This is a genomic window from Methylotenera sp. E1MeOHC1, from assembly GCF_058745595.1.
This window is the reverse complement of the sequence record NZ_CP196025.1, coordinates 1,247,979-1,264,503: the sequence shown is the minus strand read 5'-3', so window position 1 is coordinate 1,264,503 and position 16,525 is coordinate 1,247,979. Positions and strand designations below refer to the sequence as shown.

The 16,525-nt window shown below is 46.9% G+C and carries 14 protein-coding genes; 1 reads left to right on the top strand and 13 read right to left on the bottom strand.

All coding sequences use genetic code 11. The features are described 5' to 3' along the window. Positions 1-26 precede the first annotated feature (26 nt). From surE to purB, 8 genes are all read right to left on the bottom strand, one after another. Entirely contained in the window at positions 27-770 is a 744-nt protein-coding gene (gene surE, locus ACSSU7_RS05685) for a 5'/3'-nucleotidase SurE (protein WP_492517739.1), read from the bottom strand. An 88-nt stretch (positions 771-858) separates the two neighbouring features. Beyond that, positions 859-1,221, bottom strand: a complete 363-nt coding sequence (locus tag ACSSU7_RS05680) for a DUF2069 domain-containing protein (RefSeq protein WP_492517738.1) — start codon at positions 1,219-1,221, stop codon at positions 859-861. 54 nt (positions 1,222-1,275) lie between these two features. After that, a complete protein-coding gene (locus ACSSU7_RS05675; RefSeq protein WP_492517737.1) occupies positions 1,276-2,001 on the bottom strand; it encodes a HugZ family pyridoxamine 5'-phosphate oxidase in 726 nt (241 codons plus the stop codon). Positions 2,002-2,004: 3 nt separating this feature from the next. Further along, positions 2,005-2,604, bottom strand: coding sequence for an NAD(P)H:quinone oxidoreductase (gene wrbA / locus ACSSU7_RS05670; protein ID WP_492517736.1), 600 nt, complete (start codon positions 2,602-2,604; stop codon positions 2,005-2,007). After that, positions 2,601-3,431, bottom strand: a complete 831-nt coding sequence (locus ACSSU7_RS05665) for an NYN domain-containing protein (RefSeq protein WP_492517735.1) — start codon at positions 3,429-3,431, stop codon at positions 2,601-2,603. Before ACSSU7_RS05665 ends, wrbA begins: the two co-directional genes overlap by 4 nt. Positions 3,432-3,448: 17 nt before the next feature. After that, positions 3,449-6,622, bottom strand: coding sequence for a translocation/assembly module TamB domain-containing protein (locus ACSSU7_RS05660; protein ID WP_492517734.1), 3,174 nt, complete (start codon positions 6,620-6,622; stop codon positions 3,449-3,451). Continuing rightward, positions 6,622-8,361, bottom strand: a complete 1,740-nt coding sequence (locus ACSSU7_RS05655) for an autotransporter assembly complex protein TamA (protein WP_492517733.1) — start codon at positions 8,359-8,361, stop codon at positions 6,622-6,624. The genes ACSSU7_RS05660 and ACSSU7_RS05655 overlap by 1 nt, the downstream gene beginning before the upstream one ends. A 43-nt stretch (positions 8,362-8,404) precedes the next feature. Continuing rightward, entirely contained in the window at positions 8,405-9,778 is a 1,374-nt protein-coding gene (gene purB, locus ACSSU7_RS05650; RefSeq protein ID WP_492517732.1) for an adenylosuccinate lyase, read from the bottom strand. A 188-nt stretch (positions 9,779-9,966) separates the two neighbouring features. On the opposite strand from purB, the gene ung reads away from it, so the two are divergent. Further along, a complete protein-coding gene (ung, locus tag ACSSU7_RS05645) occupies positions 9,967-10,650 on the top strand; it encodes a uracil-DNA glycosylase (protein ID WP_492517731.1) in 684 nt (227 codons plus the stop codon). A gap of 46 nt (positions 10,651-10,696) precedes the next feature. Here ung and ACSSU7_RS05640 read toward each other — a convergent pair whose 3' ends face one another. The 5 genes from ACSSU7_RS05640 to ACSSU7_RS05620 all read right to left on the bottom strand — a co-directional run bounded on the left by ACSSU7_RS05640 (position 10,697) and on the right by ACSSU7_RS05620 (position 16,516). Beyond that, positions 10,697-12,160: a bifunctional 2-methylcitrate dehydratase/aconitate hydratase gene (locus ACSSU7_RS05640; RefSeq protein WP_492517730.1), complete on the bottom strand. Its 1,464-nt coding sequence runs from the start codon at positions 12,158-12,160 to the stop codon at positions 10,697-10,699. A gap of 123 nt (positions 12,161-12,283) precedes the next feature. Further along, positions 12,284-13,438: a bifunctional 2-methylcitrate synthase/citrate synthase gene (gene prpC, locus ACSSU7_RS05635; protein ID WP_492517729.1), complete on the bottom strand. Its 1,155-nt coding sequence runs from the start codon at positions 13,436-13,438 to the stop codon at positions 12,284-12,286. A 1-nt stretch (position 13,439) separates the two neighbouring features. After that, positions 13,440-14,324 (bottom strand): methylisocitrate lyase, encoded by an 885-nt coding sequence (gene prpB, locus ACSSU7_RS05630; RefSeq protein ID WP_492517728.1) that lies wholly within the window; start codon positions 14,322-14,324, stop codon positions 13,440-13,442. 129 nt (positions 14,325-14,453) lie between these two features. After that, positions 14,454-15,449, bottom strand: coding sequence for an HpcH/HpaI aldolase/citrate lyase family protein (locus tag ACSSU7_RS05625; RefSeq protein WP_492517727.1), 996 nt, complete (start codon positions 15,447-15,449; stop codon positions 14,454-14,456). Next, entirely contained in the window at positions 15,449-16,516 is a 1,068-nt protein-coding gene (locus tag ACSSU7_RS05620; RefSeq protein ID WP_492517726.1) for a MaoC family dehydratase, read from the bottom strand. The genes ACSSU7_RS05625 and ACSSU7_RS05620 overlap by 1 nt, the downstream gene beginning before the upstream one ends. Positions 16,517-16,525: the final 9 nt, after the last annotated feature.

Below are 16,525 nucleotides of genomic sequence, written 5' to 3'. Positions count from 1 at the left end.
ATGCCACGATTTTATTTCCAGTATTATTAGCTAGATAACCATTGTTTGATGTCATTCAGCTGTGCGTGGCAGGTTAAATCAACTTGAATGGGTGAAATTGAAACTTGCTTATTTGCAACGGCATAGAAATCTGTACCTACCCCGCCATCATTAGGTTGCCCTGCAGCACCAACCCAGTATACCGTCTCATTACGCGGTGTTTTAAGCTGCACCACTGGCTCTGCCTTATGGCGTTTACCTAGGCGTGTTACTGTACGCCCTTGTAATTCTTCGTACGGGATATCCGGCACATTGACATTGAGAAGTGTTGGTGCGCTGAACCCGTTTTTTTGATAATGCTGAATCAGTTCCACAGCGACTCTTGCTGCCGTTTCAAAATAGGTGGAGTTATGCTGTGACATAGAAACTGCGATAGATGGGATGCCAAGCAGGTAGCCTTCCATAGCCGCTGCCACTGTACCTGAGTAGATGGTGTCATCGCCCATGTTGGCACCATCATTAATGCCGCTGATGACCATGTCCGGCATAGTGTCCATCAAGCCTGTGAGTGCAATGTGCACGCAATCTGTCGGTGTGCCGTTCACGTAAAAAAAGCCGTTAGATGCTTTTTTTACGCTTAATGGGCGGTCGAGCGTGAGTGAGTTACTCGCACCGCTGCGGTTTCTTTCAGGCGCAACCACGGTAATATCTGCAATTTTTGCAATATGTTCGGCCAGTATATTTAAACCTGGTGCGAAATAACCATCATCGTTTGAGAGCAGTATTTTCATCTGTAGCTTATAAATCGTATTTTCATGCCTAAATTATAGTAGAAGACAGTATGTTTGGCGCGGTATCTATGTAAAAACTTATGTGTGTTTATGGGTTTTTTACGCTGTTTTGTGGCGGTTGGCGTGTCAGCCTTGCGTAAAAAATCGTGCACGTAAAAAATAAGATAGTCAGGGCGACTTCTGCTAACGCAAGTTGGGCGGAAATTCCCACATCAGCCCATGCGCGCACTACGCCTTCAGTGAAGTAAAATAAAATGAACATACATGACCATTGGTAGGTGTAGCGCTTGCCCCGTAAGATGCCAAATAACGGTAGCAATAGCGGCAATACCTTGAATATCAGTAATGAGCCGCCCGGTTTTAATGGGGCTAGAACAGCTTCCCAGGCCAAGGTTAATAGTATGAGCGCAATGAGGCTAATAGAAGCGCCCAGTTGGAGTCTTTGTATCATTTGAGGTTTATTCACGTTGGAGTTTGCTTACGTTAGGGGTTATTCAGGTTTGAGTTAAGCGTTGATTGATTTTGAAAGGCTGACCAAGGCTGCGCGTGCAGATTGTGCATCATGGATAGGCGTTGCAAACGCAAAGCGTAATGTGATGGTTTGACCGTTAACCATAGCGGCAACATCAAATCCGTCACAATCAATGCCCAGCATATTGGCTTGCGTGGCTTCAACGCCGTGTACATGCCGGCAATAGGCAATCAGGCTGTCGGCATGGTCTGTATTCATGTGATCGAGGATGTGCGCTTCCTGAGCAGCTAGCAATGCATCTGTAGGCATATCTGTCATCAGGTCACTCCCTGATAGCCAGCCCATTTTGCCAAAACCTGCAATATAGCGACATGTTTCAATTTGGATGCGATAAAAAGCAAAATCATGCATATCAAAGTAACCACTGGCTTGTGGCAGATAACGCAGATAGCGTGTGCGTAGGTCAGCATCTTCATTTTTATCAATGATATGTGCGTTACCTAGCAAGGTAAGTCTGGCATTGGCCTGCAAGTCCTCGGCGCCGGCAAATACCAGCAATGATACTTTCGGGTTGGTTGCGATGTTTTTGGTGTGTTCTGCAATGTTGCTAATTAAAATAATGGGTTGGCATTGATGATCTAGCACAAATGGCGCAACCGAGCTGAACGGATAGCCTTCAAACTTTGCCGAATGGGTTGATAGTATGGCGGTGCGAGTGCTTCTTAGAAACTGTCTCGCTTCTAGCTGTAGCTGGCTCATGATTTAAAGTTTTCTCGCGAGTTTTAGCGCGGTCTCCGCAAGGCGTTTGCCTAAGGCAATACACAGTTTTTTTTCATCATCTGTGATGGGCTTGTCATCCATAGTGCCGCCAATATGGCTTGCACCGTAAGGGGTGCCGCCAGAGGTGGTGGCCGATAGGGCTGGTTCGGAGTACGGTAAACCCACCATAATCATGCCATGGTGCATTAGCGGCAGCATCATGGTGAGGAGTGTGGTTTCGTTGCCGCCATGCATAGAGCCTGTAGAGGTAAATACAGCTGCTGCTTTGTTCGATAGCGCCCCCTTTAACCATAAACTGGTGGTGCCATCTAAAAAGTATTTCATCGGTGCAGCCATATTGCCAAAGCGGGTAGGGCTGCCTAATGCGACCCCAATACATTCTTCCAAATCTTGCAGCTCTGCGTATGGGTCGCCAGTGCTTGGGATGTCAGATTCGGTTGCTTCACAATTTGCAGACACTTTAGGTACCGTGCGAATGCGTGCTTTAATGCCATCTACGCTTTGCACACCGCGCGCGACCAACTGCGCCATCTCGCGCACTGCGCCACCTTGGGAGTAGTATAGGACTAGGATTTCGTTCATTTTTTTCTTTTATCTTTAATACGTTGTTTTTTTGCGTCTAGCTCGAATAAGCCAATGATGTTGATTAGGTCGCTAAATTTAGCATAACCATAGTTGCGAGAATCAAAGGCAGAGTAATTTTTTACGATATGCTTTTTAACCTCACCCGTATTCGCAAAGCCGTCATCATCTGAAAGCGACTCTATCGCGGAGCGAATTAATGACACCAGCTTTGTATCCATTGCTAATTGTTGAGAAGTTTTCTTCACAACAGGGGCTAGCAGTGTATTGTCGTTATTCGTGGGCGGATTCGATTTAGTTTCAGTTATTGTTTTAGATTTTTCAGACTTAACACTTGAAGTGTCTTGATTCGTTGTAATGATTTCAGTTGGTTTATCTAAAGAAAGAATCTCAATATAGATAAACTGGTTGCACGCGGCTCTTAGTGACTCAGGTGTTTTTTGTTCACCAAATCCATAAACTAGTTTACCAGACTCGCGGAACCGAATTGCCAGCCGTGTAAAGTCACTGTCGCTGGAAACAATACAGAAGCCATCAAGCGGTGCGGTGTAGAGCAAATCCATTGCATCAATAATAAGTGCGCTATCGGTTGCGTTTTTACCTTTGGTGTTAGCGTACTGCTGTATAGGCTGGATGGCGTGTTTTGGTAATATCTCTTTCCAGCGCACTAATTGACTTTGTGTCCAATCCCCATAGATGCGCCTGACACTTGCATCACCAAATTTGGATATTTCTTCAAATAATTCGTCAATGATAGGAATAACGTTAAATGTGTTATCTGCATCGATTAACACGGCTAGTCTTGGATTGTTTTTGTCTGCACTCATGTTGCTGAATCCAAATCTTATTTGAAGCTGAAAGTATATAACACATCGACGGCACTTTCATTGCCGGCTTCGGCGCGCAGTGCCCAGCGTGGTGTGATATTGAATGTGAGTCTGGCAATATCTTGCAGGCCGCTTATGCTTTTGGCATAGCTGAGGTAAAGCTGCGAGCTTAGTCGTTTACCCAGGGTGACCGAGGCGTTTTCTGCATCACCGCCGGCGAAGCTGAATTCATCCAGCCCGGCAGCACGTGCTATCTGGCTTTGTAATGGAACGGACTGCCCCTGAGAGAATAATGCACCTGCTGCTAGTGAGAGTATTGCAAAGTCTGATTTGCCTGCTTGTTCTGTGCCGTGGCCTAATACCAGCCATGCGAGCTTATCGGTATCCGGTACATTAGGGTCTGAAACCAGTTTAATCTCCGGGATTAAAGCGCTACCTGTAATTTCAACACCTGCATTGACTGGCTTGCTATCGCGCATGGCACGGATATTTAAGCCTGGATTATCCATCACGCCGTTAAAGTTTAATATGCCACGCTCTATGTTGAGTATTTGACCGTAAGCCATGAAGGTGCCTTTAGAAACAGCAATACTGCCTTCTGTGTGTGGTCTGTATTCAGTACGGCCGGTTAGTGTCAATGCCCCGGTCAGTTTTGCGTCCAAGCCGCGCCCGCGTAAGGTAAAGTCATCACCTAATTGAATATGTAGTCCGTTTAACAGCACTTGCAATAATGGCTCTTTTTTAATTGCGGTTTCCCCTAAGATAATCACATCATCGCTGAGCGTAGGGGTATCTTCTTGCGCCATTTCTATTAGGCCGTTGTTGACGGTGAAGTCACCTAAAATGCTAAGCAGGTTGTCAGCAAGGATGGTTTTGCCCGTCCCGCTAATGACTAGCAGGCGGTCAGCTCTAGAGAAGATGCTAAATTGATCGGCGTTCCAGCTCAGTTCTGCTTTGGGCTGCCCCTGCTCAAATCGCACCCAGCCGTTAGCACTCAGTTTGCCTGCGCCACCTTGCCAGATAGCTTGTTCGATTTGTAGTTGATTATTTTCAAAGTGTGCTTGGAAATTACCGTTGTTGAGCTGGATGCCCTCTGAGGGTAAGTTGAAGTTGATATTGTTGCCATTAAGCGTGCCGCTCAGGTTAGGCTGTGCCATGGTGCCATTTGCGGATACAGTTAATGCGATTTTCCCATCTAGGTCTGCATCCATCAAGGTTGTGGGCATGGGGAGCCAGGCTAGTGTACTGAGTTTTGCGCTGGCAGAAAGCTGCAGTGGTGCGTTGTTGAGTAAGCTAAAGCCTGCATCTGTTTTTGTGAGCTGGCTTGCAAGTTTTGCACTGATTGTGCCAAAGTTTTTACCATCGATATCCGTCTCAATACGTAGCGCATTGTCCACCACGTCAAGCGTCAGCTTTGCGGTTGATAGCCCTAGTGGCTGCGTGCTGCCATCTGGTTTTGTTAATGTGAAATCACCGTCGTCACGCCATAGGCCAAGGTGCGCATTGATTGAATTTTGCGTCTCTATCACCCATTCTCCTGAAAAACTGGGGCTGCCTTGTAGCGTGCTGGGCAACGACAATAGCTCTGGCGGTAGATCGCTCAGGCTCAGTTGAGTTAACTTGCCTTTGCTGGCCAGTTTCCCGTTGCCTAGAGCGAGCTGCTCGATATCGATGTTGCCATGATTCAGCACCAGATTCGCTTGTGTGAGTGTGATGCTGTCGATATCTGCACTCAGTGTTGCCGGTGCTTTGAGCTTGACTGGTGTTAGCCCAGAGTAATCCAGCTGTTGCAACAAGCCTTGCCACTGTCTTTTTAGCGAAGATGCATTGGTGGGTGAGTTTAAAGCAAGCCCGCCTTTTAACGTACTTTGCAATTTAGCATCGTTGCTATTAGCGCTAATGGTGATGACATGGTTTGCTTGTGTGCCGTTTAAGGTGATGTTGCTATTAAATGGCGCATTGTTGCCGTATTGGACGGTATTTGCTGCAATTGTTGCAGTCATCGTGCCACTATCACCGGCTAAAATGTTGGCATCACCGGTTAATTCGTTAATTTGTAAGCCATTTGTCAGGTGTAGTTTTTCACCAAGTAATTTGATATTTAGCGATGGGCTATCCAGCGCACCATCAATTACACCGCTCGCGCTAACCTTCCCAGCTAACGCTGGATCGAATGTTGCAAGGTTTGGCAGGTCAGCCTGCCAGGTTAGGTGGGTATTTTGTGCATTGATATTACCGGCACCTTTAATTTTGTTGGCGGCAACGCCCAGCTCGAATGTGAGCTGCTCTAGTGCGCTGGCGTTGACCTGCGCATTGGCAGATACAGCAACAGCTTGCGTTTGCCAAGTGCTGTCATGACTGTTGAGTTTGAGCATCACATTGGGCGCGGGTTTAAGTGCACCCTCTAGCGTTAAATCTAAATTAAGCTTGGCTGCAGGGTAGTTGCCTAAGCGTTCGGGACGTAACGCTAAAAGCTGGCTATGCACATGGATTGCATAATCATGATTCAGCTCAACTTGGCCATGCATCAGGAGCTTGGCCGCCGCTTGTTCACTCTCAGATTTTGACAGGCTGAGTTTGCCATCATGTGATGCTAACCAAGCACTGGTATCAATATTGAGCCTATTTAGGTCACCACTTAATTGTGCGTTTAAGTCATAAGGGTAAGGTGACTCGGTATTTTTGATTGAAAAGTCGCCTTTGAGCGCAAACGGGTTGGCGGCACTCATGTTGATGTGTGCTGCGGCATTACCCCACGGAGTTTGGGCGTGCGATAAACTGAGTTTTAGCGTGTTGGCGTTACCTTCAAATGCTAACTTTACGTTGTAAAAAATCAGGCGCTCATCTTGCGTAACAATGACGACTTCGCTGATTTCAGACTGTAGTACCGAGATAGGAAGCGGCAGGTTGATGCGCTTGGGCAGCGGTGCTTGCTCAGATTCACTATCACTGTTTTTAATGGTGATGATCAAGCGTTTGGCTTTTAATTGTTCAACCACCAGTTTGCCATCGCCAAAGGGTGAGAGCTGCCAGCGCGCGCTGAGCTTTTCTAGTTTCAGGTGGATATTGTCTAAATCATGGCTGAAGCTATCTAAGCTTGTGCTAACGCTAATGGGCATCTCGCTATGTGCGGGTGAAAATAGCAGCAAGCTGATGCTAATCAGCAGAATATGTAAGTAACTGCGCGCCATTAGAATATCACCCCGATATTAAAATGCATGCGGTAATCGTTCGTTTCTTGACCGTAGGCGATGTCAGCACCAATCGGGCCTACAGGGCTTTTCCATCTTGCGCCCAAGCCATAGCCATACACTGGTTTTAAATCTTTAAGGCTATTTGCTGCATTACCAAAGTCGGTAAAGATGGCTGCACCCCATTCTGGCGTTAACCATTGAATCACCTCAATGCTGCCTGTGGCAAGGTAGCGTGCCCCGACGATTGCATCGCCTTCAGTTACGCCTAGGCTCTGGTAGCCATAGCCACGGACAGATTGGTCGCCGCCAGCACGAAACAGGAAAGTAGCTGGTGCGCTGTTTTTCCCATGCACCATGCCAAGCTCGGCACGGGCGATTAACTGCGTGCTTTTGGTGATGGGGTAATAGGCTTGTGTTTTTAAATAGCTTTGTAGAAAAGTACCACTAGCAAGCGACGCCAAGGGTGCGCCATTAAACTGGGCATTGAATAAATAGCCACGCGTAGGGTTGAGGTTGTTATCTGTGCGCCGGAGCGTGATGCCGTAACCTAGGGTAGCAGCGTAATTGTCAGAGGAATCTGCACTATCTAGATTCACATGCTCTGCTAACAGATTGGCACCAACGTATTGTTCGCGTTTGAGTGAGCCCCATGCGCGCTTTACACCGGTTTGTGTGACTGTGGTAGTTTGCCCCTCAATTTCTGTTCTGGTGGCGGCGATATTGGCGCTGTCACGATAGCCAGTTGCCGTAGTGGGTAAGCGAATCGTGCCGGATAGAGATTGTAGTTTTTGCTCTAACCTGAGGCTGGATGTCATGCGCCAGTTACGGTCAAATACATTTAGGTGCTCTACGGTCAGCTGTGTGCGCGCCCCTGTGTTGGTACTAAAACCCGCACCAGTGCTGACCTTAATTGATTTGTTTTCATCCACTTTAATTTTAATGGGCGCCTGCTGCTGAGTGCCAAGCACAGCTTTGCTATCTGCAGTAACTTCTACCGTCCGGAAGTAGCCACTTTCCTGCAGACGGGTTTGAAAAGTGAGTAGCTGAGATTGGCTATACACTTCATTCGGTTTAATCGGGTTTAGATTATGTATGATGCTTTCCGGATAACGTTGCAGGCCTTCGATTTGTAGTTCGCCAAAATGTATAGTGCTGCCGCTGTCTATTGCAATTTCTAATGCCGCAGTTTGTTGCTTAACATCAATGCTGGCTTTGGTATCAGTGATAATTGCGTTTGGATAGCGATTGACCAATAACTTGGTCAGTAAGCTTCGTTTTGCCGCGGTCCAAGCAGCCTGTTGAAACTGTGCACCAGCCGGTAGCGGCCATTTTTCACGCAGTTGTTGCTCGTTGGGTATGCCTTGGTGCGCTTGTGTGATGTCACCAGTAAACGTGATGTTGACACTGCCAACCAGAGTAGGTACGCCGGGGTTAACTGACAGTACGGTGAGATTTTCAAGTTGGTCTTGCGTGGATTTCACGCTCACCTCGGCTGAGAAATAGCCCTCTGTTGCGAGCAGTTCTTTTATTTGCTTGGGTGCTTCAGCGGATAGGCGTTTCCACTCGTTGGGAGACATGCGTGGGTTTGTGCGCCACTTCATGATGTCGAGATGATTTTCTAACAGGGTCTTTAACGGGCTAGGGGCTTCGATTTCTACTTGGTAGCTCGCGTTATCGGCATACGCGAGCACTCCCCAACACAACAAGACTATGTAGATGATCAGGCTTCTAGTCAAATTCAGAAGCCCTTTTATCATTCATATTTACATGCATTTAAACTCACTTAATTGTTTTTACAAGCTCCGCCGCTTTACCTGTGTAGCTCGCAGGTGTCAGTGCCAGTAAGGCTTGTTTTGCATCCGCTGGGATAGCCAAATCACTAATAAATGCATGTAATGAGGTCTGGTTTATACCACCTTTACCACGTGTCAGCTCTTTTAACTGCTCATACGGGTTCTCAATCCCATAGCGGCGCATTACTGTTTGAATCGGCTCGGCTAGTACTTCCCAGCTGTTGTTTAAGTCTTCATCCAAACGTGCAGGGTTCACTTCAAGCTTATTCAAACCGCGCAGGCAAGAATCATAACCTAACAGTGTGTAGCCAAATGCTACGCCCATATTACGCAATACGGTAGAGTCGGTTAAATCACGTTGCCAGCGGGAAATTGGTAGCTTCTCAGCCATATGGCGTAACACCGCATTGGCTAAGCCTAAGTTACCTTCGCTGTTTTCAAAGTCAATCGGGTTTACTTTATGCGGCATGGTAGATGAGCCAATTTCGCCTGCTTTTACTTTTTGTTTGAAGTAGCCTACAGAGATATAACCCCAGATATCGCGGTTGATATCAATCAAAATTGTATTGATACGCGCTAAGGTGTCGTACAACTCTGCCATGTAATCATGTGGTTCAATTTGTATGGTCATTGGGTTGTAAGTTAAGCCTAATGACGTTACAAAACGTTCTGCAAAGCTTTCCCAGTCGAAATCAGGGTATGCAGACAAGTGAGCATTAAAGTTACCAACCGCACCGTTAATCTTGCCAAGAATTTCATTGTTAGCTAATTGTTTTTGCTGACGTTGCAAACGGTATACCACGTTGGCTAGCTCTTTACCCATAGTGGTTGGTGATGCAGTTTGGCCGTGGGTGCGTGATAGCATCGGTTGGTTAGCCAACTGCTCTGCTAATTCAGTTAAGCGTGCGATCAGGTTGTTTAAGAACGGCAACATCACGCTGTCACGCGCAGTTTTGAGCATCAAGCCGTGTGATAAGTTGTTGATGTCTTCTGAAGTGCATGCAAAGTGAATAAATTCACTGGCTTTTTTTACTTCAGGGTTGCTGTCGAACTTTTCTTTTAGCCAGTATTCCAGCGCTTTTACATCGTGGTTGGTACGTGCTTCAATCGCTTTCACTTGTGAAGCATCTACCTCACTGAAATTGGTAATAGCCGCATCTAACTCTAGGATGGTTTCTGCGCTAAATGGGGCGATTTCTGCTAATTCCGGTGCGCCGGCCAGTGCTTTTAGCCACTCAATTTCTACCCATGCGCGGTGTTTAATCAGCGCATATTCACTAAAATAAGGACGTAAAGCGTCAAGTTTAGATTGGTAGCGGCCATCAAGAGGAGAGAGTGCGTTTAATGTTGTAAGTGACATAGCAAAAAGAAATGAGCGTTTTATAAAAGTGCTATTTTACCTTAGTAGCAGAGTGGGGCAAAAAGTTTTTATTTTCATATCAATTGATTAGTCATGTGGTGCGTAAAGCTGCTTGGATTGTTCATGCAAAATGCATGCAAATTTCGGTCTATAATGGGCTCATCTCCATCAACCATCACGTTTAACACATGCCTCAAGAAAAAACTGGTCAACTTCACGCTTCATGGCAAACGATGATTGGTGTTGAGCTTGATAAGCCCTATATGCAATCACTACGCGCTTTTTTATTGCAAGAAAAAGCCGCTGGCAAGACGATATTTCCACCTAGCCCATTGATTTTTAATGCGTTTAATCACACGCCGTTTGATAAAGTACGCGTGGTGATTATTGGGCAAGATCCGTATCATGGAGTCGGCCAAGCGCATGGCTTGAGCTTTTCAGTGCCGGAAGGCGTCGCGCTGCCACCCTCGCTACTCAATATTTTTAAAGAAATTGAAAGTGACCTTGGCGTTAAAATGCGGGGAAAAGGCGATTTAACGTCTTGGGCGAATCAAGGTGTACTGTTATTAAATGCAACGCTGACGGTGGAGATGGCAAATGCAGGCTCGCATCAAAAGCGTGGCTGGGAAGCGTTTACCGACGCGGCAATTGCGGCTTTAAACTTACATCGGGAAGGCTTAGTGTTTGTGCTGTGGGGCAGTTATGCGCAGAAAAAAGGCGAGATGATAGACCCGAAAAAACATTTGGTATTGAAGTCGGTTCATCCATCGCCGTTGTCTGCACATCGAGGTTTTTTTGGTAACCACCAATTCTCGAGTATTAATGAGTATCTGACAATGCGCGGTGAAACGCCGATTGATTGGCAGGTTTAGTACATGACGGACAAAATGGAGATTTTGCCCGCCTATACATCAGGGGTTAGCCCTGCCAGAGCATATCTACAAATGCATTAACAGGCATTGTTTCTAGTGTTTTTTGCGCTAGGCATAACTCTAAAATTTCCGCTTGTTTCTTCGCATCAAATCTACGTGCTAAATTCACTTTGAATTTTTTCACTAATTCAGGGATGCCTTCACCACGGCGACGGCGGTGCCCGATAGGGTACTCAACTGCGATGTTGCTTGAGCTAGTACCATCTTTAAAGAAGATTTGAATCGCGTTAGCAATTGAGCGTTTCTCTGGGTCTAGGTAGTCGCGCGTGTATTCTGCTTTTTCTACACAGCTCATTTTGCTGCGAATCGCATCTATGCGTGGGTCTGCCGCGGCTGCATCTTCATAATCCTGAGCAGTCAGGTTGCCTTTTAATAGGCCGATGGCTGCCATGTACTGAATGCAATGGTCGCGGTCGGCTGGGTTGTCTAACGGACCAGTTTTATCAATGATGCGGATTGCAGATTCATGGGTGGTAATGACGATTTTGTCGATTTCGGCAATTTGTTCTACAGTTTGCAAGCGGTTGCCAACTTCTTTATTTAGCTGCAACGCACATTCCACCGCTGTTTGCGCGTGGAATTCGGCTGGAAACGAGATTTTGAACAGTACTTGTTCCATCACATAAGAGCCGTAAGCGCGTTGGAATTTAAACGCATTGCCTTTGAATAGCACGTCGTAGAAGCCCCATGTTTTTGCGGTGAGCGCAGATGGGTAACCCATTTCACCTTGCATGGTCATCCAAGCCAGCCTGACTGCACGTGAGGTGGCATCGCCAGCCGCCCAAGATTTACGCGAGCCAGTATTCGGGCTGTGGCGATAGGTACGCAAACTTTGGCCGTCTACAAAAGCATTAGAAACGGCATTGATAATGTCTTCTTTATTGCCGCCTAGTAGTTTGGTCACCACTGCGGTAGAGGCGATTTTCACTAAAATCACGTGGTCTAAACCCACGCGGTTAAAGCTGTTTTCAAGGGCGAGCACGCCTTGAATCTCATGTGCTTTAATCATGGCCGTGAGTACGTCTTTTACCGTGAGCGGAGCTTTGCCTTCGGTAATATTTTTGCGCGACATATAATCTGCCACCGCCAAAATGCCGCCTAGGTTATCAGATGGGTGGCCCCATTCCGCAGCCAACCACGTATCGTTAAAGTCTAACCAGCGGATCATGGCGCCGATATTGAATGCGGCCAGGATAGGGTCAAGCTGGAAGCTAGTGCCCGGTACTTTTGCGCCATTAGGCACGACGGTGCCAGTAATCACTGGGCCGAGTAACTTGGTGCAAGCTGGGTAATCCAGTGCTTCAAACCCACAGCCTAGTGTGTCCATCAGGCAATTGCGTGCGGTGTCGTATGCCTCGTCGCTATTGATTTCAAAATCTGCAACGTAATTAGCAATATCAACAATGACTTGGTCAGGTGCGGGACGGACGTTTGAGATGTGCGACGACATGTTTTAGGACCTTTAATATGAAAGTAATTTAATTGGGTTCGTCATTTCCGCGAAAGCAAATCCATATTTTTATCCTCCGTTTAAACATGGACTCTGCTTTGGTGGAAATGACAGAGTTAATTGTTAACGTTGCTCCAGCGGTACATATGCCCGATTTTCTGGGCCCACATATTCCGCATTTGGGCGGATGATTTTGTTATCTATGCGCTGTTCAATTACATGGGCTACCCAGCCTGTGGTGCGTGATATCACAAATATCGGGGTGAACATGCCGGTAGGTATGCCCATCATGTGATAACTGGAGGCGCTGTACCAATCCAGGTTAGGGAACATTTTTTTCTCACGCCACATGGTTTCTTCTATGCGGGCGGAAACATCAAATAGCGTCATATTGCCGTTATCTTCACATAACTTACGGCTAACAGCCTTGATAGACTCGTTTCTAGGGTCGGCAATGGTGTATACCGGATGACCAAAGCCAATGATGATTTCTTTGCGCGCCATGCGTTGCATGATGTCGGCCTCGGCTTCATCAGCCGTTTTGTAGCGTTCAATAATTTCCATCGCTGCCTCGTTAGCTCCGCCATGTTTTGGGCCGCGTAATGCGCCAATCGCACCGGTAATGCATGAATACATATCAGATAAAGTACCCGCCACTACACGTGCCGTAAAGGTAGAAGCGTTAAATTCGTGCTCTGCATACAGCACGAGCGATGTATTCATTGCGCTGATGTGTAAATCTGACGGTTTTTTGCCATGTAGCAAATGTAGAAAATGTGCGGCAATCGAGTCTTCGTCAGATTCCACTTCTATGCGTTTTTGGTTGTGACTAAAGTGGTACCAGTAAATCAAAATAGAGCCAAAACAGGCAATTAGTCTATCGCCCAAATCTTTTGCACTTTCAGTGTTACGGTCGCTTGCCTCAGGCTCTAGTGTGCCTAGCATAGAGCAGCCGGTGCGCATCACATCCATTGGGTGTGCGTTAGCAGGGATGTGCTCTAACACTTTTTTTAAGTCATCTGGCAGACCGCGTAACTTTTTGAGCTTTTGGTGATATGCCGCTAGCTCTGCTTTATTCGGTAGCGCACCATGAATCAATAGATGAGCAACTTCTTCAAACGTTGCAGATTTAGCTAGTTCGATAATGTCATAGCCGCGGTAATGTAGGTCGTTACCAGTGTGGCCAACGGTACAGATAGCAGTGGTGCCAGCTGAAATGCCGGCAAGCGCTACGCCTTTTTTCTTTTTAGGTTCTTGAGTAGTGGTGGGTTGTGTCATGCTACTTTTCTCCCTTAAATAATGCGTCTAGCTTTTGCTCGTAAGCGTGGTAGTTCAAATGCTCATACAGTGCTGCGCGTGTTTGCATGGTGTTGACTACATTGGCTTGTGTGCCATCTTTACGCACAGCCTGATATACATTGAGTGCAGCCTGGTTCATGGCTCTAAACGCAGAGAGTGGATATAGCACCATGCTGACATGGGCGCTGCGTAACTCATCTACGGTAAATAAAGGTGTGCTGCCAAACTCGGTAATATTGGCGAGCACTGGCACTTTGACTGCATCTGCAAACTGTTGATACATGCTGAGCTCGGTAATTGCCTCAGGGAAAATCATATCGGCACCAGCTTCAACGCAGGCACAGGCGCGATCAATTGCGGATTGCAAGCCTTCTACGGCAAGCGCATCAGTACGCGCCATAATCACGAAGTCTGGGTCTGTTTTTGCGTCAACAGCCGCTTTAATACGATCTACCATTTCAGCTTGGCTCACAATCGCTTTGTTAGGGCGATGTCCACAGCGCTTAGCTTGCACTTGGTCTTCAATATGTACAGCGCCTGCGCCCGCTTTAATAATGCTTTTAATGCTGCGTGCGATGTTAAATGCACCGCCAAAGCCGGTGTCGATATCCACCAGTAAAGGTGTTTCTGTCACATCGGTGATTCTGCGTACGTCGATCAGCACATCCTCAAGGGTCGATATGCCTAAATCTGGAATACCTAATGAACCTGCAGCAACTCCTCCCCCGGATAAATATAAAGCCTTATAACCAGTTTGCGTGGCGAGCAGGGCGTGGTAAGCGTTGATGGCACCGATGATTTGTAAAGGTGTTTCTGCGCTTAATGCGGCTCTAAAGCGTGTACCTGCAGTTGCTTGTTTATTCATGTTGCTGATTTCCTTCAGTTCATTTAATCACGCAGTATTGCCATGCTGGCGTGAGGTGGTATTCAAGCCCAAACTATCGGCATGAGTACATGCTGATAGTTGTTTTGTGGACGCTGGGGGCTTAGCTTGTTAAAAAAACGCTTCAACCGCAGCAGCTGGAATCTCGACCTTGGTTAATCTGGCTTTTTGCAAAACTTCCCAAAAGTATCGGTAGGTTGCACGGTCATGTAATTCACCGGCGTATTGAATTGGCCCCCATTCCGCTTGCTGTGCGGCAAGCATGATGTTTGCTGCATCAATCACTTCATCAAAATTAGGTTTCATTGCATCTACAATGGCCTGAATTTGTGTCGGGTAAATGCTCCACATGCGCATAAAGCCAAACTCATTACGTGCGCGGCTGGCATCGCTCAATGTTGTTTCTACATTTTTTAAATCTAGCGTAACGTTATGCGCGGGGACAACGCCATTAGCGAGTGCTGCTGCCACTACTTCTGATTTCGCACGGGCTAGTAATCTGTGCTCAAACTGGCCCGGGCTGCGCATTGCACTGGCCGGGATGGCGCCATGGTGAGCACTCACAAAATCCATCAAGCCGAAATCTAATACTTGCAGCCAAGGCAGTGCGGCAATTTCATGCACTTGTTTGAGTGCGCCATGGGTTTCAATCAGTATATGGATAGGGATCACGCGACTAATATTGTTCTCTTTCGCCACGGCCTGAACGTACTCAATCATTTCACGTGCTTGATCGATGCTAGTACATTTAGGGATGGTGATATAAGTCAGTACCTTGCCCGCACCAGCTACTAGAATATCGATATCTAGTTTCCATGCTGGGTGTGTGTAATCATGGATGCGCGCACCAGCCATTTTGTGTTTGTTGGCGTCTGAATTTAATACCCGCACAATCATCTCTGCGTGTTCGCGCTCTTGCCCAGCAGCGGCGCCATCCTCGCAATCGCAAGTAATATCAAATACCGCACCTATGCTATCTTGTAGTGATAGTGCTTTTAATATGAGCTTTTCACTACCGGCAAAATGCTCGCAGGCAGGAATCAGCGGAAATGGTTTTTCTCCGCCAAATAGTGCTTCATTCGGGTGTTTTTTATAAGTCACAGCCATTATTTGTTTCCTTTGCGAGGCATCAGTACGGTGTAATCAAGATCAAGTACTACATTGGGGTGGTAACTGTTAAATTGCTTGGTTTCTGCTAAATCGGCAGGATTCATGTTCTTAATGCCAACCATGCGCAGCCTGAGTGCGCCAATATCGCTTCTATTAGGTAGCTCCCAGCTATCTAGCACTTCAGTGAAGGTGTAGATGGTGTCGCCGGCAAAGCTTGGGTTGGCGTGGGTGCCTGCATTAATTGCCGCAATGCTGATTGCATTTTCCAGGCCCTCGTAGCTCAATGCGCGGCATGCCGAAATGACAATACCGCCATATACCAAGCGTTTACCAAAGGTTGAGCTTTGCATTAAGTGCGCGTCAAAATGTAAGCGCGCATTATTTTGATAAAGGCGGGTAGCCAGTGAATGGTCACTTTGGTTAATGGTCATGCCGGCCGCGTGATTAATGCGCTCGCCTGTTTGGTAGTCTTCCCAATAGAATTGGCCGCCTGTTGCTTGTTGGTCAAAGTTGCCAGCTGTTAGGTATGCTGGGATGCTTAATTGATCCGCTGCAACAAATGCTGGCAATTCAGGTATTGTCGTTTCCGGTGCTGGCACATTGGCGTCATTTTTATGTACCATCACCCAGCGCACCCAGCTTAAAACTGGCTGATTATGCTGGTTAACGGAGGTGGATCGTACATAGACTACACCGTTTTTACCGTTGGAGTTTTGTTTAAGCCCAATCACTTGGCTGGATGTGCTTAGGGTATCGCCTACAGATACAGGCTGTAAGAAGCGAACATCTGCGTAGCCCAAGTTTGCCACTGCGTTTACGGAAATATCAGGTACAGTTTTGCCAAATGCGATATGAAACGTAAGTAGGTCATCTATTGGAGTGGCGTGGTAGCCCACGCTCTGCGCAAAGGGTTCGCTGCAATGCAATGGATTACGGCTGCCGGTTAATGCGATATAGAGCGCGACATCGCCTGCGGTAATGGTGCGTGGCGTGGCGTGATTAATCACTTCATTAAGTGTGAAGTGTTCAAAAAACCGGCCTGATGATGTTTTGTTTGATTGCATGATGGTCGC